This is a genomic window from Amycolatopsis orientalis, from assembly GCF_000943515.2.
Classification (GTDB): domain Bacteria; phylum Actinomycetota; class Actinomycetes; order Mycobacteriales; family Pseudonocardiaceae; genus Amycolatopsis; species Amycolatopsis orientalis.
This window is the reverse complement of the sequence record NZ_CP016174.1, coordinates 3,307,722-3,328,458: the sequence shown is the minus strand read 5'-3', so window position 1 is coordinate 3,328,458 and position 20,737 is coordinate 3,307,722. Positions and strand designations below refer to the sequence as shown.

Annotated in this window: 16 protein-coding genes; 5 read left to right on the top strand and 11 right to left on the bottom strand. The window is 69.7% G+C overall.

From position 1 onward, the window contains the following. Positions 1 to 23 precede the first annotated feature (23 nt). Genes SD37_RS14940 through SD37_RS14920 form a run of 5 tightly spaced genes read right to left on the bottom strand, consistent with a single transcriptional unit; the run spans position 24 to position 7,469 of the window. On the bottom strand, positions 24 to 443 hold the full coding sequence (locus tag SD37_RS14940) for a type II toxin-antitoxin system VapC family toxin (protein WP_044850366.1): 420 nt from the start codon (positions 441 to 443) through the stop codon (positions 24 to 26). Beyond that, positions 433 to 699, bottom strand: coding sequence for a type II toxin-antitoxin system Phd/YefM family antitoxin (locus SD37_RS14935; protein WP_044850367.1), 267 nt, complete (start codon positions 697 to 699; stop codon positions 433 to 435). Before SD37_RS14935 ends, SD37_RS14940 begins: the two co-directional genes overlap by 11 nt. A gap of 50 nt (positions 700 to 749) precedes the next feature. Then, positions 750 to 5,216, bottom strand: coding sequence for a coiled-coil domain-containing protein (locus tag SD37_RS14930; protein ID WP_044850368.1), 4,467 nt, complete (start codon positions 5,214 to 5,216; stop codon positions 750 to 752). Positions 5,217 to 5,226: 10 nt separating this feature from the next. After that, entirely contained in the window at positions 5,227 to 5,967 is a 741-nt protein-coding gene (locus SD37_RS14925) for a hypothetical protein (protein WP_044850533.1), read from the bottom strand. 47 nt (positions 5,968 to 6,014) lie between these two features. Beyond that, complete coding sequence (locus SD37_RS14920) at positions 6,015 to 7,469, bottom strand: hypothetical protein (protein WP_044850534.1); 1,455 nt, start codon at positions 7,467 to 7,469, stop codon at positions 6,015 to 6,017. Between the two features lie 109 nt (positions 7,470 to 7,578). On the opposite strand from SD37_RS14920, the gene SD37_RS14915 reads away from it, so the two are divergent. The 3 genes from SD37_RS14915 to SD37_RS14905 all read left to right on the top strand — a co-directional run bounded on the left by SD37_RS14915 (position 7,579) and on the right by SD37_RS14905 (position 11,724). Further along, the gene (locus SD37_RS14915) at positions 7,579 to 8,016 is read left to right on the top strand and encodes a PPOX class F420-dependent oxidoreductase (protein ID WP_044850369.1); all 438 of its coding nucleotides are present in this window, start codon (positions 7,579 to 7,581) and stop codon (positions 8,014 to 8,016) included. A gap of 309 nt (positions 8,017 to 8,325) precedes the next feature. Then, positions 8,326 to 10,830: a PQQ-dependent sugar dehydrogenase gene (locus SD37_RS14910; RefSeq protein ID WP_145926924.1), complete on the top strand. Its 2,505-nt coding sequence runs from the start codon at positions 8,326 to 8,328 to the stop codon at positions 10,828 to 10,830. A gap of 384 nt (positions 10,831 to 11,214) precedes the next feature. Beyond that, entirely contained in the window at positions 11,215 to 11,724 is a 510-nt protein-coding gene (locus tag SD37_RS14905) for an NUDIX domain-containing protein (protein ID WP_044850371.1), read from the top strand. Here SD37_RS14905 and SD37_RS14900 read toward each other — a convergent pair. Beyond that, a complete protein-coding gene (locus tag SD37_RS14900; protein ID WP_236725369.1) occupies positions 11,699 to 12,310 on the bottom strand; it encodes a TetR/AcrR family transcriptional regulator in 612 nt (203 codons plus the stop codon). The two genes, SD37_RS14905 and SD37_RS14900, sit on opposite strands and share 26 nt — an antisense overlap. An 85-nt stretch (positions 12,311 to 12,395) precedes the next feature. On the opposite strand from SD37_RS14900, the gene SD37_RS14895 reads away from it, so the two are divergent. After that, positions 12,396 to 13,280 carry a sterol desaturase family protein gene (locus SD37_RS14895; protein ID WP_044850373.1) on the top strand — a complete coding sequence of 295 codons (885 nt, stop codon included), beginning with the start codon at positions 12,396 to 12,398 and terminating at the stop codon, positions 13,278 to 13,280. Here SD37_RS14895 and SD37_RS14890 read toward each other — a convergent pair. Then, positions 13,254 to 14,258 carry a glucosyl-3-phosphoglycerate synthase gene (locus SD37_RS14890; protein ID WP_044850374.1) on the bottom strand — a complete coding sequence of 335 codons (1,005 nt, stop codon included), beginning with the start codon at positions 14,256 to 14,258 and terminating at the stop codon, positions 13,254 to 13,256. The genes SD37_RS14895 and SD37_RS14890 overlap by 27 nt on opposite strands. A 106-nt stretch (positions 14,259 to 14,364) precedes the next feature. Then, entirely contained in the window at positions 14,365 to 15,279 is a 915-nt protein-coding gene (locus SD37_RS14885) for a hypothetical protein (RefSeq protein ID WP_065912836.1), read from the bottom strand. Positions 15,280 to 15,338: 59 nt separating this feature from the next. Here SD37_RS14885 and SD37_RS14880 point away from each other — a divergent pair, with 59 nt between their 5' ends. Beyond that, positions 15,339 to 17,795, top strand: coding sequence for an FHA domain-containing protein (locus SD37_RS14880; RefSeq protein ID WP_236725368.1), 2,457 nt, complete (start codon positions 15,339 to 15,341; stop codon positions 17,793 to 17,795). 112 nt (positions 17,796 to 17,907) lie between these two features. On the opposite strand, the gene whiA is transcribed toward SD37_RS14880, so the two are convergent. Genes whiA through rapZ form a run of 3 tightly spaced genes read right to left on the bottom strand, consistent with a single transcriptional unit; the run spans position 17,908 to position 20,737 of the window. Next, a complete protein-coding gene (gene whiA / locus SD37_RS14875; RefSeq protein WP_044850376.1) occupies positions 17,908 to 18,897 on the bottom strand; it encodes a DNA-binding protein WhiA in 990 nt (329 codons plus the stop codon). Between the two features lie 18 nt (positions 18,898 to 18,915). Beyond that, the gene (locus tag SD37_RS14870; RefSeq protein WP_044850377.1) at positions 18,916 to 19,893 is read right to left on the bottom strand and encodes a gluconeogenesis factor YvcK family protein; all 978 of its coding nucleotides are present in this window, start codon (positions 19,891 to 19,893) and stop codon (positions 18,916 to 18,918) included. Next, positions 19,880 to 20,737 (bottom strand): RNase adapter RapZ, encoded by an 858-nt coding sequence (gene rapZ, locus SD37_RS14865; protein WP_034311885.1) that lies wholly within the window; start codon positions 20,735 to 20,737, stop codon positions 19,880 to 19,882. The genes SD37_RS14870 and rapZ overlap by 14 nt, the downstream gene beginning before the upstream one ends.

Genomic DNA, 20,737 nt, shown 5'->3' with positions numbered 1-20,737 from the left:
CCACTCACGACCCCCACGCCCTCTCAGGTCCGTATCGGCCGGGTGACCGGGACGACGTCGAGAAGTTCTTTCAGGCCTTCGAAATCCTGCGGGTCGGTGGTGTACAGCGGCATCCGGTGCGCGATGGCCACACTGGCGATCATCAGGTCGGCCACGCGCCGCCGTGGCGTCCTGCCCATCGCGAGCACGGAAGCCGAAACCCGGCCGAAGATCCGCGCCGCCTCGGTACCGAAAGGCAGTGGGTCGAACTCGGATTCCACTCGCTGCAACAGATCCGTGCGCCGGGCCCGTTCGGCGGGGTCGTCGGCATAGTGGGGGCCCGCCGACAGTTCGGCGAGCGTGATCGTGCTGATCGACATCAGATCCGGCAGCTGGGCGTGGTCGATCGCCCGGCGCAGGATGAGGATGTTCGTGTCGAGCAGCCCGTGGACCTCAGCGGCCATAGGGGTCGTCCGCTTCCCCGGCCAAGGCCTCGTCGAGGTCCGCGCGGAACCTGTCCGGGTCGATGAGCGGAGCGTTGGCCGAGCCAGTGGCGAACTGGTCACGGGAAACGGCGTGCCGTCGACACAACGGAACCAGCTGGGCGATGGGCGAACCGCTACGGGTCACGGTGAAGGTTTCACCGTGCTCGACCGCGTCCATGATCTCGCCCGACCGGTTCCGGAGATCGCGCTGTGAGATCTCGTGCTGAACGCTCATACCGCACTTTAGCACTTTGCGCCCCGAGGTGCCACGGCGTGCCACACCCCCTATGCCGTCTCCTCCTCCGGCTCCGGTTCGTCCGAGGGCCGCGTGAACAGCCGCGTCGCCGAAAGCCGCGCGACGCCGTCCGGCTCCCCGAGTTCGTCGGTCGCGTTCCGGATCGTCGCGTCGACGGACAGGTATTTGCGCCCGGCCCGCAGGTCCGCGTCGTTGCGCAGCCGCACGATGAGCGGGAACTCGCTCAGCGCGCCCGCGTCGAACAGACCGGTCGTGTAGATCAGCTGGACCCCCAGCGCCTCGGCCACCGCCCGCTGCAGTTCCAGCAGGTACCCGGCCGACGCGCGGCCGATCGGGTTGTCGAGGAACAGCACGCCGGAGTGCCGGTTGCGCGCCTTTCCGCGGTTGTTGGCGCGGAGCGCGGCGAGCGTGCAGTACAGGATGATCGCGGCGGTCAGCTGCTGGCCGCCGGAGAACACGTCGCGGATCTCCGAAACGCGCTGGCGTTCGGTCCGCAGCACGGAGTCCGGTTTCAGCATGTCGACGCGGAAACCCTTGGGAGCGGCGGCCTGTACGCCGCGCAGCACGAGCGAAAGCCCGTCCCGTTTGACGTCCCGGCCGTCGGAGGTCTTCCCCACCGCGGCCTCGTCGACGACCTCGCCCAGTTTCTCGGCGAGCACGTTCTCTTCGAGTTCGGTGAAGCGGATCCGCAGGAACTCCTGGCCAGACCAGTCGCCGAGACCGTCCGGCAGCCGCGAAACCCGTTGTGCCGCGCGGAGAGTGCGCAGGGCGCCGTCGACCATGCCCTGCAGGCGGGTGATGATGCCGCCGCGGTGCCGGTCGATCTGCGCGAGATCGTCGGTGAGCGTGCGCAGCCGCGGGCGCAGCGCCTCGGCCCATTCGGCGGCGTGCGCGGGAAGCTGGTCGCGGCGGACCGAGATCACCTGCTGCCGCACCGGGGTGCTGAGCTTCTCGAAGCGTTTGTCGGTGGCGTACTGCGCCAGCTGGTCGGCCGCGGCCCGCACCCGGCGGTCACCGGCGTCGGCCGCGTCCTGCGCCTCGGTGAGCGCGGTGTTGAGCCGGGAATGCTTGGCGCGCGCGGATTCGACATCGCCGTCGAAGGCCACCGCGTCGTCCTCTTTGGACAGCAGATGCGCCATGGACTCGGCCAGCAGGCCGAATCCGGAGGCGGACGTCTTCGCGGACTCCAGCGTCGCTTCGGCCGCGGCGCGGCGCTCCTGCAGTTCCTCCCATTTCCGGGCCGCCGCCGACACTTCGAGACTCGCTTCGTCGATCAGCTCCAGGCCGTGCTCGATGTCCTTCGGCCTGGCGTCGAGGGCGAGCGCGGACGGCTGTTCCGGAAGCTGGCTGAGTTCCGCCTTGCGGGTCGCGACGAGCCCGACGATCTCGGTGCGTTCCTCCTCCAGCACCGCGACGGCCCGGTTCGCCCGCGCCTGCGCGGCCGCGCGCGCCGAAGCGTCGGACCCGTCCGGCGTCTCCAACAACGTCAAGGCCCGCTCGCGGACCGCGTCGTCCAGTGCTTCGACGGCCGCCCGCGCGGACGCCTCGACGCTTTCCGCCTGCTCGAGTTCGGCCCGCAGATCGCTGCCGACCTCGACCTTCGAGTACGCCTCGGACGCCGACGCGAAGGTCCGCCGCAACGCGTCCACCGGTTCGGCGGGCGTGGGGTCGTCCTCGGTGACGTCGCTCGAACCCGGGACTTCGGCCAGCTCCGACTTCGCCGTCGTCGCCGTCCGCCGGTGCCCGTCGGCGGTGCGCTGTTCCTCACCGGCCTGCTCGCGCAGCCGGGAGGCCTTCACCGCGGCTTCCGACGCCGTCGCCTCGGCCCGCTCGGCGGTCTCGGTCGCGCGTTCGACGTCGTCCGTCCATTCGGGAATCTTCGCGGCCCGGGTGGCGAGCGCCTCCAGCCCGCGAGCCCGCTCCCCCGCCTCGGCCGAAGCCGTGCGCAGTTCGGGAATCCGCTCCCGCAGCCCGGCCGCTTTTTCGCCGAGGCGCTGGAATTCCTTCTCCGCCTGGTCCAACGCGGTCTGCGCGGTCTCATGGGCGGTACGCGCGTTCTGCAGCTGTTCGGCCAGCGTCGCGATGCTGCCGGGCGGGTAGTCCTCGCGCCAGGTCTTGAGTTTCCACGACAGCGCGCTGTCGTCGGCCAGCGAAGTCGTCAGCGCTTCGAGGCGACGCTGCCGTTCCGCGTGCCTGAGCGCGATGGCCTCGCGCTCGGCGTCGGCGGCTTCCTCGTCGTACATCGCCGGGTTGGGCGGAACGAGGAATTCGATACCCGACTCGCCCGGCAGGCGGTCGGTCGTGGTGGCTTCGGTCGTGGCGACCGGGATGATCGTGGTGGGCAGCAAGCGCCGCTCCGACAACACCTTCTCGGCGAGCCGGACCTGATCCGGCTCGTTGAGGAGGATCCCCGAGACCAGCTGGGGCGCGCGGGCCAGCACGGCCGCCCGCCGCTTCTTGTCCAAAGTGGACAAATAGCGCCAGCCGGACCACGCGTTCATCCCGGCGGCTTCCAGCGCGTCCAACGCGGCTTGGACCTCTTCGGTGGCGGGCAGGAGACCACCGGAGCCGAGCGCGTTCAGCGCTCGCTCGTCGACGGACTCCTCCATCCGCAACGCCGTCTGTTCCTTCTCCGCGGTCGCCCCCGCCTCGCGAAGACGTTCCAGGAGTACCGGCAGGTCCGTCTCCAGCGCGACATCGTCCGTGCCGAGGAGTTCGGCCAGCCGGGGTTCGACGGCGAGCGCGTCGGTGCGCCGGTTGGCGCGGTCCAGCTCTTCGGCGGCGCGCTCCAGCCTGTCCTTGGTGGACCCGGCGAGCCGGTGCGCGTCGTTGACGGTCGCCTGCGCGGCGCGCAGATCCTCCGCGACGCGTTCGAGTTCCTGTTCGCGGCGGACGAGTTCCGCGGCGGTCGTCTCGGCCTCGGTCCTGGCCGCGCGCGCCGCGTCGGCGACGTCGGCCCCGGCCTTGAGCGCGCCGGACCGGACGGTTTCCGCGATCTCCTCCCGGATTTCGGCGATCCGCGCGCCCAGCCCGCGAGCCTCCGCCCGGCGCGAGGCCGCGAGGTTCGCCGATTCGTCGCGTTCCGCCTGGGCCTTCTCCGCTTCGGCACGCAGAGCGTCGGCGTGGGCTTCGGCCTTCGACGCCTGATCGGTCGCGTTCTTGGCCAGCGCCAGCAGCCCCCGGGCGAGCGCGGCCGCGGCGGTGTTGCGCGCCTGCAGCGCGGGCTGGGCCTTCTGCTCGCGATTCCCCACCAGTTCCCGGAAATCGCGGGCCTTCCGGGCGGCGTTGAGGTGGTTGAGCACGGTGGCGCATTCACGCCAGGCTTCGGCGGCGGTCTTGGCCTCGGCGAGTTCGCCGTCGATCCGCTTCTTGCTCTCCTGCGCCTCGTCGAGCCGCAGTTTCCCGACCAGGCGGCGGAGTTCGGTGACCCCGGCGGTGAGACGGCGGTGGTCGCCCTCGGCCAGCTTCTCGGCCGACTTCACCTCGTCGACGTGCTGTTCGAGACCACTCAGCCGCTCGTTCTCCAGCTTGTCGCGAGCGGCGACCTGACCGGCGAGAGTCCGCATCTCGGCGCGGGCGGCGTCGGCGAGCTTCCGCGACGCGGCGGCGACGCCTTCCTCCTCCGCCAGCGGCGTCAGCAGATCGAGCGCACCCGCGACGAAGTCCCGCTCCGACAACAGATCCCCGCGCTGGGCGAGGTTGTGCGCGTAGGTCGCGACGACCTCGGCGAGATCCTTCGGTTCGTCCTCCGACAGCACCGCGCGCAGCAGGAACTCGACGAACGCCTCGTCGGTGCTGAACGCGAAGGCGTCCGCGGCCTCGCCTTCCCCGGCGTTCATCGCGCGCTGATACCGGAAAAGCTCGGTGTCGAGGCCGAGGCCGTCCAGCCGGGACGTCCACTCGTGGTGGCGCCGGGTCCAGAACAGCTCCAGCTCCGGCTCCCCGCCGTGCACCTTGTCGAGCTGGTCGTGGAAGCCCGACATCGTCAGCAGCCTGCCGTCCGACGTCAGCGGCAGCGAGTCCAGGTCGAGTGAGGGCGTCGGGCGGAAGCAGTACCAGGAATCGACCAGGTTCTCCGAATCCGCCGACACCACGTGCCCGCGCCATTCCGACACCTTGCCGGTGATCACCCGGTGGCCGGTCTCGACCTGCAGCCACTCCAGCACCACGTGCGAGACGTCCTTGGCGGCGACGAACTTCTCCAGCACCTTGGTGTTCGTCGTGCCGACGACCTGGCGGCGGCCGGGCAGCATGACCGAGAAGATCAGCTTGATCAGCACGGATTTGCCGCCGCCGTTCTCCAGGAACAGCACGCTCGCCGGGGACGGGCGCCGCGGCGGCCCCTCGCCTGCCAGGTGGATCCCGGCGCTGAACAGCGCGTCCTGCTTGGGCGCGGTGATGGCCGCGCCGACACCGCTGAAGTCCAGCACGACGTCCTGGTAGCGGGCGCCCGCCGGGCCCACCGAATGCAGGCGAACCCGCGAAAGCTCGTACATCTCTTCCCCTCTAGAGCGTGTCCGACGCGGCCGCGCGCAGCGTCCCGCCGCCGTTGGCGACCGAGACCACGTTCAGCGTGAGCAGATCGTCGAAGGCCGCGTCGGCGGCGAGTTCGCGCACCTGCACCTGATAGCGCGGCGTGGTCCGGTAGGTCCCGCCCTGTTCCCCGCTGACCTGGACCAGGAAACCCTGATCCGCGAGGAACCGCAGCGCCCGTGCGACCATGCCCCGGGTGGTGTCCGAAGCCAGCCTGCCGTCCTTGGTCGCCGCCGCCGCGGGACGCCGGGCGTAGGCGCGCCAAGCCTGTTCGAGCTCCGGCGCGTCGGCCAGCGGATCGTTGTTCGTCTCGGCCTCGGCCGCGCGTTCGTCGAGGATCCGGCAGGCCTCCCGCACCATCGCGTCCACCTGCTCGACGCTGACGCGGCCGATGTAGGTGTCGTTGGCGAGGTCGTCGGGGCGCGGGTAGCCGAGCGCGGCGGTGGCCAGGTGGACGAGCCCGTGCAGGACCTTCTCGGTCTCGCGGCGCTCGCGGATCTTGCTCTGCCGCGCGTAGCTGTCCATCTTGATCTCGAAGACGGACTCGTCGGTCGCCGCGAGCACGGCACCGGCCTGGAGGTTGACCTCCAGCACCATCAGCCCGAGCCCGGCCGCGACCGCGTGCGTGAGCTGCTTGAACGCGCTGTCCTCACCGTAGCGCCGGACGAGATCGCCGTAGACGACGTCCCGCGACGGCAGCTGCTTCGGGCGCATGCCGAACGAGACGAGCCGGGCCGCGGATTCGACGTCCCCTGATGTCGTCACGCGACCTCCTCCTCTTCCTGGTCTTCACGGTCGACCCGCGCCGACGAAAGCAGCAGATCCGCTCCGCCGAACTCGGGATCTTCGAGCAGCGTGCCGTCGTCCACCGCCAGCAGTACCTGGCGCTCCCCCAGCCGGAGCGCCGCGCCGACCTCGGGACTGTAGGCGTGCACCGCCCGCAACGCGACCAGGGCGGGCAGCCCCGGGTCGATCCGGCGGGCCTCTTCGAGCAGCCCGGACAGCCGTCGCGGCACCTCGGGCAGGTCGAGCAGGTCGTCGGCGAGGCGCCACTGCTCGTCCCCGAACTTGTCGGTGACCTCGGCGGGCATCAGCTCCGGCTCCGGGATCTCGCCGACGAGCTGGTCGCGTTCCGGGGCGGGCCGGAGCAGCAGCGACACCAGCGAGGACAGCGACGGCACGGTCGGCGGGGAGATCCCGGCACCGGCGTGGAAGAAGGATTCGGCCGGCGCGACGGCGTCGGCGATCGGCAGGCCCAGCGTCGGCATCAGGAGCTGGCCGAACAGGTCGATCGTCGCGCGCTGCGGCGGCCCGGAGAACTGCTGGCGGTCCTGTTCGGCGCGGAACACCGCCCCGGCGTCGGCCAGCCGGGACTGGAGCCGGGTATGGCGGCGGATGCAGTCGCTGACGATGTCGACGAGTTCGGCGGCGCGGCGTTTGCGGTCGGGGTCCTCGGTCTCGTCACGGGACGCGGTGATGTTCTTGAGGATCGCGTTCTCGGCGCGGAAGCGGGACTCGATATGGGACAGCGCCTGGTCCAGCAGGTCCGGGACCTCACGTTCCCAGTCGACCGCGCGGACGTCGCGCCGGGTGGCGTCGAGTTTGGCGCGCAGTGTCTCGCCGTACTGGACGGTGCGGTAGCGCGCCTGTTCGGCGGCGAGCTTCGCGTCGGCGAGGCGGCCGCGGTTGATCAGGTTCTCCAGTTTGACCTCGGCCGCGATCTGCGCGGATTCGACGTCGGTGTCCAGAGCGCCGACGAGGACGTTGATCGCCTCGTCGGTGGCGCGCAGGTAGACCTCGCCGTCGGGTGCGGCCAGTTCGACGAGCAGCTTGAAGTCGAACTGGCGCCGCTGGTAGCCGCCGCCGGGGCCGATGGAACCGTAGACGCGGCGGAACCCGCGGTCGGTGGTGCCGACGTTGATCAGGTTGTCGAGGACCCACCGGGCGACCTTCGCGTGCTCGTCCGGGGTCCGGCCGGGGGCCTGGAGCGCGACGAACGGCAGCAGCCGCACGATCACCTGTTCGTGGTCCGCGCCGGTGTCGAAATCCATCGACACGGTGACCTGGTCGATCGTGTGCAACGCGATCTCGGCCATCTGGTAGATCGTGGCGTCCGCCCAGTCCAGCTTCGCCTTGCGCGCGTCGAGGTCGTGCAAGGGCGCGGTGCAGGCCAGCGCCTTGAGGCGGCGGGTCAGCCCCTCGTCGGCCAGCCCCATCCCGGTCAGCTCGTCGTCTCGCACAGCAGGCCAGGCTAGTCGTCGCCCCCCGCACCCCGCACGGGTGACCTGCCTGCCCGGCGCCGCTGCCGGCGGTAGCGTCTGGTCCATGCATGAAATGAGTCGGGACGAGTGGTGGCGGTTCGCGAGTGAGGGCACCCGTACGGGCATGCTCGGCCTGGTCCGGGCCAACGGCGCGCCGATCGTGACGCCGGTGTGGTTCCTGCTGAACGAGGGCCCCGACGGCGACGAGCTGATCTTCACCACCGGGACGGACACGCTCAAGGGGAAGGCGATCCGCCGCGACGGCCGGATCTCGCTGGCCGTCGACGACCAGAAGCCACCGTTCTCGTACGTGCAGTTCACCGCCGAAGCGGAGCTGCACCACGACTACGACGAGATGCTCGAATGGGCGACCAGGCTCGGTGGCCGGTACATGGGTGAGGACAAGGCCGAGGCCTACGGCAAGCGCAACGCCGTCCCCGAGGAGTCCTTGGTGCGCGCGAGGATCACGAAGGTGATCGCGCGGGCCGACATCGCCGGCTGACCTCTTCCTTCCTCCAGAACGCAATTAGTCCTCTGGACGCGGTGCTTGCGCGTGCAAGTACCGCGTCCAGAGGACTAATTGCGTTCTGGCGTGACGCTCCGTGTTGATGATGGTGGGCTATTGACACAAAGCACGAGCTGGTGTGTGATCTGAACCATAGATAGGAAAGTTTCCTAACTAAAACTCCGCTTCCCCGCCGGGCTCGCCCGGTCCGCCGTTGTACCTCCCGACCCCACTTCACGCATGGAGGCTCCAGTGGCACCCCGACCACCGTGGCGCGCGCTTCTCACGTGTGCCGCCGCAACGGCGATGACCCTCGCCGTGCTGCCGGCCTTCCCCGCCGGCGCGGCACCGACAGACCATGAGTCCGAGCTCGCGACGATCTCCCAGGGCGCCGTCGAATCGAACCACGCGGGCTATTCCGGCACCGGGTTCGTGAACTTCGACAACGTCGTGGGCAGCTACGTCGAGTACACCGTGAACGCGGCGCAGGCCGGCACCCAGACACTGACCTTCCGCTATGCCAACGGAACCACGATCGACAGACCGGTCGCGCTGAGCGTGAACGGCACCGCCGCCGGGACGCTGTCCTTCCCCGGCACCGGCGCGTGGACGACGTGGAAGACCGTGACGAAGGACGTCGCGCTGGCCGCGGGGGCCAACAAGATCCGCACCACTGCGACGACCGCGAACGGCGGCCCCAACGCGGACAAGCTCACCGCGAGCGGACCGACCGACGCCGAGGCGCCGACACCGCCGAAGAACCTGGCCGTCAAGGACGTCAAGGCCCGTTCCGCCACCTTCACCTGGGAAGCCGCGACCGACAACGTCGGCGTGGTCCGGTACGAGGTCATGCGCGGCGGCAACATCCTGAAGACCGTCGACGGGAACACGCTCACCGCGACCGTCGACAACCTGACGCCGAACACCGCCTACGACATCTCGGTCGGCGCCTTCGACGCGGCCGGGAACCCTTCGCAGCAAAGCAATGTCGTCCAGTTCACGACGCCGCCCAGCGGGGACACCACACCGCCGACCGTGCCGGGGAACCTGCGCTCGACGTCGGTGACCGCGAACAGCGTCTCCTTGGCGTGGAACGCTTCCACCGACGACAGCGGCACCGTCGCGGGCTACGACGTCTATCAGGGCACCACGAAGGTCGCGACGACGCCTTCGCTCGAAGCCACCATCACCGGGCTGACGGCGAACACGTCGTACACGTTCACGGTGAAGGCACGGGACCTGGACGGGAACACCTCCGCGGCGAGCAACGCCCTTACCGCCAAGACGAGCGGCGCCTCGGGCGGCGGGATCCCTGAGTACGACAAGGACATCGCGAAGGTCGACCTCGCCTGGTCCGTCGACTTCCTGCCGGACGGCACGGCGCTGGCCACCGAACGCGACCGCTTCGAGATCCTGCGGATCACCCCGTCGGGCCAGAAGACCACGGTGGGCAAGGTTCCCGGCGCGGTCGGCACCTCGGGCGAAGGCGGCCTGCTCGGTATCGCGATCTCGCCGAACTACGCCACCGATCACGCGATCTACCTGTACCACACGGCGTCCGGCGACAACCGGATCGTGAAGATGACCTACGACAACGGAACGCTGTCCTCGACGTCGACGCCGATCCTCACCGGGATCGCCAAGAACCGTTACCACAACGGCGGAAGGCTGCGGTTCGGCCCGGACGGCAAGCTGTACGCCACCGTCGGCGACGGGCAGAACAAGGAGACCCCGCAGAACAAGGGTTCCCTCAACGGGAAGATCCTGCGGCTCAACGCCGACGGGTCGGCGCCCGGCGACAACCCGTTCTTCTCCACCGGCGGGAACGCCCGGTACGTCTGGAGCTACGGACACCGCAATCCGCAGGGTCTCGCGTGGGACTCCCGCGGCCAGCTGTGGGCGTCGGAATTCGGTGACGGCACCCAGGACGAGCTCAACCTGATCCAGAAGGGCGGCAACTTCGGCTGGCCCCAGTGCGAAGGCACCACGGGCAGCTGCGGTGGCACGATCGCGCCGAAGAAGACCTGGTCGACCAGCTCCGGCGGGCCGAGCGGGATCGAGATCGTCAACGACTGGATCTACGTCGCGGCCGTCACCAGCCAGCAGCTGTTCGCCACGCAGATCAACGCGGCGGGTACCGGCGTCGGCTCGGTGCAGTCGCTGTTCTCCGGTCGCTGGGGCAGGCTCCGCTCGGTCACCAAGACCCCGGACGGCGGCCTGTGGGTCACCTCGACCAACGCGGACAAGAACGGTGGCACGCCGACCACGATCGACAACGTGGTGGTCCGCCTGAAGTTCCCGGGCGGCGGCCAGCCGGGGGCGTTCAAGCTGACCAGTTCCGCGTTCGCCGACAACGCGTCCATTCCGGACAAGTACACCTGCGCCGGTGACGGCACCGCGGGCCAGGACACCTCCCCGCCGCTGGCGTGGGGTGCCGGGACCACGGCCGCCAAGGGATACGCGATCGTCTTCGCCGACGTGGCCAACAGCGGCAACAAACTGCACTGGGCGATCTGGGACATCCCGGCGTCCGCGACGTCGCTGCCGGAAGGACTGGGCGCGGGCTACACCGTGCCGAACCAGAACGGCGCCAAGCAGAAGGCCATGGGCAGCGGGGCGAACGCGCAGAAGTACTTCGGCCCCTGCCCCGGCGGATCCACCCACCCGTACACGTTCACGCTCTACGCGCTGAACACCGCGACGGTGCCGGGCCTGACGTCGTCCTCGACGATGGCGCAGATCGAGACGGCGATCAAGAACGCCTCGACCGGCAACGTCAAACTGCGCGGCAACTCCAAAGCCGCGACCTGAGCACGGTTGGGGTGTCCGGAGCGGCGCCGGGCACCCCAGCCGTTTCCAGTGTGAACTGGACGGACGCCACCCTGTCCGGGTTTTCCCGGCAGGGTGGCGTTTTCGTGGTCGAGCGCCTCGGTGCGGGGGTGCTTCGCGGCGTAGCCCTGGGGTCGTGAGTGATAAGTAGCGTTCTAACGCTCTTTACCACTCACGACCCCCTTCAGGACCGTACAGGTAGGCATCAGTCGGACAAAGAGCCGTTGGTAACCATCCCTTGTGGACAGTCATGGGACGCGCCCTGTCTTCACAGCGGCGTGGTCCTGGTGTCGTGAGTGGTAATGAGGGTTAGAACCGTCATCACCACTCACGAGGGTTCAGCTCCCGGCCGCTAGGCTTCGGCCGGTGAAGGACTGGACGTTCTGCCCTCGCTGCGGAGCCCGGACGCGACTCGCCGGCGACGGCGAAGACACCCATGTCGAATGCCCGGCCTGCGGCTTCACCAAATACGACAACCCGCTCCCGACCACGGTCGGCCTCGTCCTCGACGGCGACCGGATCCTGTTGCTGCGCCGGGCGCATGAGCCCAAGAAGGGCTGCTGGGACACCGTCGGAGGTTTCCTCTCCGGCACCGAGACCGCCGAGGAGAACCTCGTCCGCGAAGGTCTCGAAGAGATCGGCTGCGAACTCCGGGACCTCCGGTTCACCGGGTCGTACTCCTCGGTCTACGGCGACACCGGGCCGGCGACGATCGCGTTCGCCTTCACCTGCGCACTCCCGCCGGACACGGAAATCGTGCTGTCGGAAGAGAACTCCGAGTACGCCTGGTTCCCGCTGGGCGAGCGTCCGCCGCTCGCCTTCGTCGACGGCGAGGCCGCGGCGGCCGCGCTCACCAGCCGAACAGGTTCCGCATGATCCGCGCGCACCGTTCGGTCATCGCCGCCGCGTCCTGATCGGGCTGGTCGATCCACCAGCTGATCAGCGAATCGACCACACCGGTCCACACCTGGGCGATCGCCTCGATGTCGCGTTCGTCGTCGAGGCCGCGTGAGCGCATCAGCTGGGCGGCGCCGATCAGCGCGAAGCCGTCGAGCCGGAAGCGGTAGTCGACGGCGACGCCGGCGATCTCGCCGGTCGAGGGCACTGTCGGGTCGCGGAGCAGCTTCCACGCGTAACGGTCGTGGTCGAAGGTCTCGAAGATGGCCGAAAGCACCGCCAGCGGCATCCGCTCCGGCGGCTCACTCTCCTGCGCCATCGTCTCGGCGACGCCTTCGGTCAGCCTGTCCCCCGCTCGGTGCAGGCATGCGAGGTAGAGCCCGTCTTTCGAGCCGAAGTATTGGTACAGCAAGGGTTTCGTGACACCGACCCGGCGGGCGATCTCAACCATCGACGCCCCGGCGTACCCGTTCTTGCCGAACTCCTCCGTACCGGCACGCACGATCTGGGTTTCCCGCTCTTCACGGGGCACGCCCTTCGTGCCGACGGCCCTTGCTTCTGTCACGGCGGTTATCTTACCCTGAGGTAAATGACCCTAGGGTAAGTTACCTTAAGGTCAGATCTCGACGGCGAGACGAGGGAGCGGTGCGGTGGCGGATTTCCTGGCCCATCTGAGTGACCCGGTGCTGATGGCGACACCGGTGTTCCTGCTGTTCGTCGCGATCGAGTTCCTCGCCCTGCACGTGCTCGGGCACGACGACAACGTCATCGGCTACAGCGTCAAGGACACGCGGACCAGCATGGCCATGGGCGCGGTGGCGGTCGTGATCAACGGTGTCTTCCGCATCGCCATGCTGTTCGTGTTCGCCGCGCTCTACGAGCTGGCGCCGGTGAAGTTCAGCCCGGCCGACTGGTGGACCTGGGTGCTGATGCTGCTCGGCCAGGAACTCGTCTTCTACGCCTACCACCGGGCCAGTCATCGCGTCCGGCTCATGTGGGCGGGTCACCAGGTGCACCATTCGAGTGAGCACTACAACTTCTCCACCGCGCTGCGGCAGAAGTGGACCCCCTATTTCCAGCTGCCGTTCTGGTCGATCCTGGCCTTCGCCGGTATCCCGCCGTGGATGATCCTCACCGGCCTGTCGATCGACCTCGTCTACCAGTTCTTCGTGCACACCGAGAAGATCCGGAAGCTGCCGCGCTGGTTCGAGTACGTGTTCAACACACCTTCACACCATCGGGTGCACCACGGCAGCGACCAGGAGTACCTGGACGCGAACTACGGCGGCATCCTGATCATCTGGGACCGGATGTTCGGCAGTTTCGTGCCCGAGGGCAAACGGCCGACCTACGGCCTGACCAAGAACGTCGGGTCCTACAACCTGCTCAAGGTCGGCTTCCACGAATACGGCTCGATCCTGCGCGACGTCCGCGCGGCCGCGTCGTGGCGGGACAGGCTCGGTTACGTGTTCGGTCCGCCGGGCTGGCGGCCCGCGGAGGAGATGAGCCTAAGCGGTCCTGCGCAGCGCGGATGAGTTCTCCGGCCGGATCTCCGGGGGAAGGCTCTCCAGCGGCGGCCGCTGGGTGAACGCCACGTCGGTGAGCACCAGCTCCCGGTCGATCCCCTCCCCCGCGCCGCGCCTGAACTGGGCGAGCGACGTGGACGGCGGCGCCGCGGAGATCACCCGGCCGCCGCTTTCCAGCCGGTCCATCAGCGTCAGCATGATCTGCGCGGCCATCCGGCCGAGTGCCTGCGTGCCCTGATGGCGGTGGGTCCGGTGGCCGAGGTCCACCTGGGCGAGCGCGTCGAGTCCGTGCCGTTCGAGCAGGTCGATCAGATGGCCGACTTCGACGCCGTAGTGGGTGACGAACGGGATGCCTTCGAGCACTTCGCGCCGCCCGGCGTACTCACCGGCGAGCGGCTGGACGAAACCGGCGAGTTCCGGCCAGTACATGTTGAGCAGCGGACGGGCGACGAGTTCGGTGACCCGGCCACCGCCGTCAGGTTCGGTGCCTGCCTGCCCGACGAGCGGGCGGTGGTAGAAACCCTTGACGTAGGCGATCGCCGGGTCGGTCAGCAGCGGCCCCAGCAGGCCGGTCACGTAGTCGGCGCTGAAGTCGCGGAGATCGCCGTCGACGAAGACGATGAGGTCACCGGTGGTTTCGGCGACGCCCTTCCAGAGCGCTTCCCCTTTGCCTGTCAGGCTTTCCAGCTCCGGGAACACCGCGTCCTGCGCGACGACGTCCGCCCCGGCCGCCCGCGCGACCTCGGCGGTGGCGTCGGTGGAATGGCTGTCCACCACCAGGATCTCGTCCACCAGGGGAAACCGCTCGACGAGTTCTCGCCGGATGGTGCCGACGATCGCGCCGACGGTCTCCTCCTCGTCGCGGGCCGGGATCACCACCGAAACCCGGGTCCCGCGTTTGGCGGCGACCAGCTCCGCCGCCCACCAGTCGCCCGCCCGGCTGCTGCGCCGGGTGAGCCATGTGCCGACCTCCGCCGATACCCGCATGTCCGTCCCCTTCGCTCGAAGATCACCTCGGGAGTGAGCTTCGAGGGACGCTGTTTCCTTCCGTCGTCGCCGCGGAAACCGCCGCGTTACGCCTGCCCGCCGCAGGTTAACGGCCGGACAGCGCGGCCGAGACGGCCTCGCCGGTGCGGCGCTTGGCGAGATAGAACGCCGCCTCGTGTGGTTTGGCCCCGTTGTCGACCGTATAACCGCTGTCGAGGACGCCGTCCGCGCCGGGGAACAACGGCGTGAGATCCGGGCGTGCGGCGACGAGGTCGTCGCGGTCGGCGAGGTTCACCCAGCGCGCGACGCCGGGCGGGACGGACGGCGGCTGCGGGCGGGGCCGCTCGTAGACCACCGTGCGCAGGCCGAGCGGCGAACCGAGGGTGAGCAACAGCGGCAACGGGCGGCCGTGCAGATGCGCGGCTTCGTAGGCGACGACGGACCCCAGCGAATGCCCGATGATGACTTCGGTTTCCGGGCCGAGGTGTTCGGCGACGCGGTCCTGGACGCCTTTCCGGATCGTCTCGTCGGTGAGATACAGCGTCACTTGTTTGAGGGCCTTGACCACCACGCGTTCGGCGAACGCCACGCCGAGCCTCGCGAACGGCTTCAGCCGCACCAGCGCGTTCAGCACCGGGCGGACGGCGGCCCGCACACCCTGTTCTTCCCCCTGCGCCCCGGTGAGCAGGGCCAGTTCGGTCCTGGCCCGGTTCCGGTCCGTTTCGCGGGACGCCGAAATCGCCGCGTTCCGGAGCCATTCCGCGGCCAGCGCCTCGGCGAGCGCCCATTCGCCGTCGGTGAGTTCGTCCGCGCCGCCCTGCTGGCCGTCCTTCAGGAAAAGGTCGCCGTAGAAGGCCATCCGCGCGGAGCCGGGCCTGGCGTCGCGCCACAGGGTGTCGGCCAGTGCGGCGTCACCGGCGAGGCGGACCCCGCCCGCCAGGCTCGGCAGCCATTCCGCCTCGAGGGCGTCCGCGGACTTCTGTTCCTGGGCGATGCCGTGCACCAGAACGATCCGGGCCATGGCGCACAGTATCGCGGATGCCCTTGCCGGTGACCCTCCGATGAGACAAAGTGATCTCCGTGGGAGAGCGGAGGTCGCTGGTCGTCGCGTCGCAGTGCGAGGCGCTGAATCTCCTGTCGTTCCTCCCGGACGCGGGCAAACAGCTCTCGTCGGCTTTGCTCGACCCCGGGATCGGCGGCTGCGTCCCCGCCCTCGCGGACGGCCGCGGGCTGCTCGTCGACCCGACGATGGTCGAGCTGGACGACGCGCTGGTCGAAGCGTTCGAGCGCGCCTCTGAGGACGAAGCGACGCTCTTCCTCTCCCTCGTCGGACACGGCGAATACGCCGACGACGATTTCTACTTCCTCACCAAGGACACCAGCCTGCCGGTGGACAGCCGGAAATCGTTCCTGTTCGCCCAGCGGATCAAGGAACTCCTCGGTCGTTACTCGACGCTGGACGGGCTGGTGATCCTGCTCGACACCTGTCACGCCGGGATCGGCGCGATGCAGGCGGGCAGGCGCTGGCTGAGGATCGTCGGAGAGGCGGGCAAACGGTTCGACCTGCTCACCGCGTCCGACGACCGCGTCGCGGCCAACGGCTGCTTCAGCCGCTCGCTGGTCACCGTGCTGCGGTCGGGGCACGAGAGCCTCGGCGAGCGCGTCCGGTGCGCGGATCTCAAACGGGTCATCGCCGGGCTGTGCCCCCTGCAGACCGCGGTACACCTGGGTTTCGACGGCACCCGCGAGGTGACCGAGGCCGATCAGGGACTCTGGATCGCGCTCAATTCCTCTCCCGCGTGGCGCCGCTCGCCACTGGCAGGCAACCCCGCCGCCCCGCTGATCGAGCGGCTCACCAAGGACTACGAGCCGGACCCCCGGCTCGGGAAGACCGTCGGGCACCTGCTCACCGGGGCCCGTCTGGTCGCGATCACCGGCGCGGAGAGGTCCGGGAAATCGACCATGCTCGCCGCGCTGGCGCGGCCGTCGGTGGCCGGTGCGTACGTGCCACCGGAGTTCCTGCACGCCGTACTGTTCGCCACCCGCGGCCAATCCGCGGAGCAGCTCGCGCGGGAACTGGCCCGCCAGTTACGGCGCACCGTGCCCGGTTTCGGCGAGGCGGGCGAGCGGTTCTCGAGCGGGCTCGACGACGACGCGCGCAGTCGCGCAAGCGCTTTCGATCTGGCCCTTCTGGGTCCTCTGCGCACCCTCGCTCCACAGTGGACGGACGGTCACGTGCGGATCGCGGTCGACGGGCTCGACGACCTCGACCCGGACGTCGGCGCCCGGCTGAGCGACTTTCTCCGGATCCTGTCGGCCGATCCGGCGCTGGAGTGGGTCAAGACGGTGCTGGCGACGCGTGAGCGGAACACCCTCACGGCCGCCGCCGTCACCGTCGACATGTACGCCACGGGGCGGACCTGGGTGTCGGGTGACCATGCACAGCCGGTCCGGACTCAGGTGGTGGCCGGCCGGCCGCTACCGGCGGGAGAACACCAGCGACCGCCCGAGGGTTCGCCCACGTCACCGAAGCTCACGCCCGGCACCCTGATCATCGACGTCCCCGGGCAGCCGCCGGTCAAGCACGAACTGTCCTACGGGCTCGTCACCCTCGGCCGCAGCCGGAAGGCCGCGCTCCGCCTCACCGACTCGCGGGTTTCCCGGCTGCACTGCGAGATCCGCTGGGACGGCGAGACAGCGTGGCTGAGCGACCTGGACTCCGCCAATGGCACCTTCCTCAACGGGCACCGCGTGTTGAACGCCGTCCTGACCCATCGCGACGTCGTCCGGCTCGGCGATTCGACGGTCACCTTCATCAGCGTCACCCAGGAAGAGCGGTGGCCGGAGGCCGACGAATCCACCGGGGCGGCGGCTTCACCGCTGCCCGCCAGGGCGATCCTGCTGGATCTGCTTCAGTTGGCCGCCGTACGCGGCCCCATCCCGATCTCGATCCTCACCAAGGCGAGCGCGGCGGGCGGGGGCCCGGACAGGCGGGTGCACGTCCGCGACGTCCTCGCCGAACTCGGTGCCTCCGTGAGCCGGGCGCGGGCGGGGCTCGCCGAGGAAACCGTGCTGTGGACGGGAAAGACGTCCCTCACCTTCCCCGACGCGGCCACCCGCCTGCGCCTCCGGCTGGCGGAGGCGACCTCGGAGGTGGCGCCGGTGACCGGGGATGACGAGCCGACGCTCGAACAAAGTTACGCCGCGGCCAACGAAGCCGAATACTTCTGGTTCGCCGGCCTGCACGAAGACGCTTTGCAGGCCCTGGAGCGCCGGGCCTCTCCTCTTCCCGTCGAGAACCGGGAACGCTGGGCGGCCTGGGCCTACCGGGCAGCCCGGCAACTCGGTGAGACCCACCGGATCACCTTGCGCTGCAAGGCGAGGCACGCGACCTGGACCGGCAAGGCGGGAGACGCCGCCACGGCCCTCAGGCGGCTCGAGGAGCTGCTGCCGGTCGTCACCGCCACGCTGGGCGAAGGCGACGAAGACGTTGTGAGCGTCCGCGATGACATCGCGTTCTGGAGCGCCCGGAAGTGAGCGGCCCGCACCGCGTTTAGTCCTCTGGAGCGCCCGGAAGTGAGCGGCCCGCACCGCGTTTAGTCCTCTGGATGCGGCACGCACAAGTATCCAGAGGACTGAACGCGGGGTGTCAGGCCTCGTCCTCTTCCAGCATGTCCGGGGTGACGGCGGATTCGGTGTCCGGGATGCCCTGTTCCTTCGCCTTCTTGTCGGCCATCGCCAGCAGGCGGCGGATCCGGCCGGCGACGGCGTCCTTGGTCATCTGCGGGTCGGACAGCTGGCCCAGTTCCTCAAGGGAGGCCTGCCGGTTCGACAGCCGCAGTTTGCCCGCGGCGAGCAGGTGATCCGGGGCGGAGTCGCCCAGGATGTCCAGCGCCCGCTCGACCCTGGCCGCCGCCGCGACGGCCGCGCGGGCCGAACGCCGGAGGTTGGCGTCGTCGAAGTTCGCGAGCCGGTTCGCGGTGGCGCGCACCTCGCGGCGCATCCGCCGCTCTTCCCACGCGAGCACACTCGTATGCGCGCCGAGCCGGGTCAGCAGGGCACCGATGGCGTCACCGTCGCGCACCACGACCCTGTCCGCGCCACGGACCTCACGCGATTTGGCCTGGATGCCCATCCGCCGGGCGGCGCCGACGAGCGCCAGCGCGGCCTCGGGGCCGGGGCAGGTGACTTCGAGCGACGACGAGCGGCCGGGTTCGGTGAGCGAACCGTGCGCCAGGAACGCCCCCCGCCAGGCGGCCTCCGCGTCCGCGACGCCGCCGGACACGACAGCGGCGGGCAGCCCGCGCACCGGACGGCCGCGCTGATCGATCAGACCGGTCTGCCGGGCGAGGCCCTCGCCGTCCTTGACCACCCGCACGACGTACCGCGTCCCCTTGCGCAACCCGCTGGAGGAGATGACGTGGACGTCGGACTGGTGTCCGTACAGTTCGTGGATCTCCTTGCGCAGCCGCCTCGCCACCGAACCGGTGTCCAGTTCGGCCTCCACCACGACGCGGCCGGCCACGATGTGCAGCCCGCCCGCGAATCGCAGCATCGACGCGACCTCCGCGCGGCGCGGGCCGATCTTGGTGATCTCCAGCCGGCTCAGCTCGTCCTTCACGGCGGCGGTCATCGCCATCGCTGCCCCTCCATACCTTCAGCTCCTCCCCCGGTGAGACTCCAGAGCGTCTCGCATACAACCCGCGAGCGCATCAGGATCATGCCGCCCCGTCACGACCGGGTCAGCCACCGCCCCCAGCAACGCCCGCGCGCCGAGTCTCCCGGCCGCGTCCCGCAAGCGGGCTGGTGAGGGCACCGAGTCACGGTCCGCGATGACCGCGTCCACCCGCAAGTCCGGGGCGTGTTCGAAGAGCACGTCCAGATGCTTCTCCGGGGAGAAGCCCGCTGTCTCCCCCGGTTGGGGGATCAGATTGAGGATGACCACCTTCGTGGCCTTCGTCCGGACCAGCGCGTCGTGCAGGTCCGGCACGAGCAGATGCGGGAGCACACTGGTGAACCACGACCCGGGGCCGAGGAACACCACGTCCGCCCCGAGCACCGCTTCGATCGCTTCCGCGCAGCCTCGCGGCGGCCTGTCGGCCTGCGCGGTCGGGTGCAGGCTGATCCGGTGCACCTGTCCGGGAGTGGTCGCCACCGCCACCTGACCGCGGATCCGCCTGAGCGCCTCGGGGTTCTCGGCGTCCAGCCCCGAAACCTCACCTTGGATTTCCAGCGGTTCGGGTGACATCGGGAGGACCCGGCCGGAGATGCCCATGAGCCTGCTCGCCTCGTCGAGGGCGGCGACCGGGTCGCCGAGCACCTCGAACAGCCCGGCAAGCAACAGGTTCCCGACCGCGTGCCCGGCGAGCGCGCCGTCGCCGCCGAAGCGGTGCTGGAACACCTCCGCCCACAGGGTCCCGCCGTCTTCGGCGGCGAACGCGGCGAAGGCCTGCCGCAGGTCTCCCGGCGGCAGCAGGCCGAGTTCCCGGCGCAGCCTGCCGGACGAGCCCCCGTCGTCGGCGACGGTGACCACCGCGGTGACCTGCGAGGTCACCCGGCGCAACGCGGTGAGGGTGGCGTGCAGGCCGTGCCCGCCACCCAGTGCCACCGCGCGCGGTGCGCTACTCGCGGCCAAGGTCGCGGTGCACCACCTTCACGGCCATACCGTCCTCATTGGACAGACGCTGGGCGAGTTCTTCGGAAATGGCGACGCTGCGGTGCTTCCCACCCGTGCAGCCGACGGCCAGCGTCAGGTACCGCTTGCCCTCGCGCTTGTAGCCCGCGCCGATCAGGCGCAGCAGCTGGTGATAGCGGTCCAGGAACTCGTCCGCGCCTTCCTGGCTGAGCACGTAGTTGCGGACCTCGCCCTCGAGACCGGTGTGGTCGCGCAGTTCCGGGATCCAGAAGGGGTTCGGCAGGAACCGGACGTCCATCACCAGGTCCGCGTCCATCGGCAGGCCGTACTTGTAGCCGAACGACAGCACGGTGACGCGGGTCTGCGTGCTCGCCTCGGAACCGAACGCGTCCTCGATCTTGGCGCGCAGGTCGTGCACCGAAAGCGACGACGTGTCGAGGACGAGGTCGGCCTCTTCCCGCAGCGGCTCCAGCAGGGTGCGCTCGGCGGTGATGCCGTCGGCGAGCCTGCCGTCGCCCTGCATCGGGTGCCCGCGGCGGACGGCCTCGAACCGGCGCACCAGCACCGCGTCGGTGGCCTCCAGGAACAGCACGCGGGGCTTGTAGCCGCGGGCGTCGAGATCCTTGATGACCGACGCCAGGTCGTCGGTGAACGCGCGGGACCGCACGTCCATCACGACGGCCACCTTGGTGATCGCGCCCCGCGCCTGCGCGCCGAGTTCGACCATGGTGGCGATCAGCTCGGGCGGCAGGTTGTCCACCACGAACCAGCCCAGGTCCTCCAGGCATTTCGCCGCGGTACTGCGACCGGCGCCGGACAGCCCGGAAACGACCGCGACCTCCAT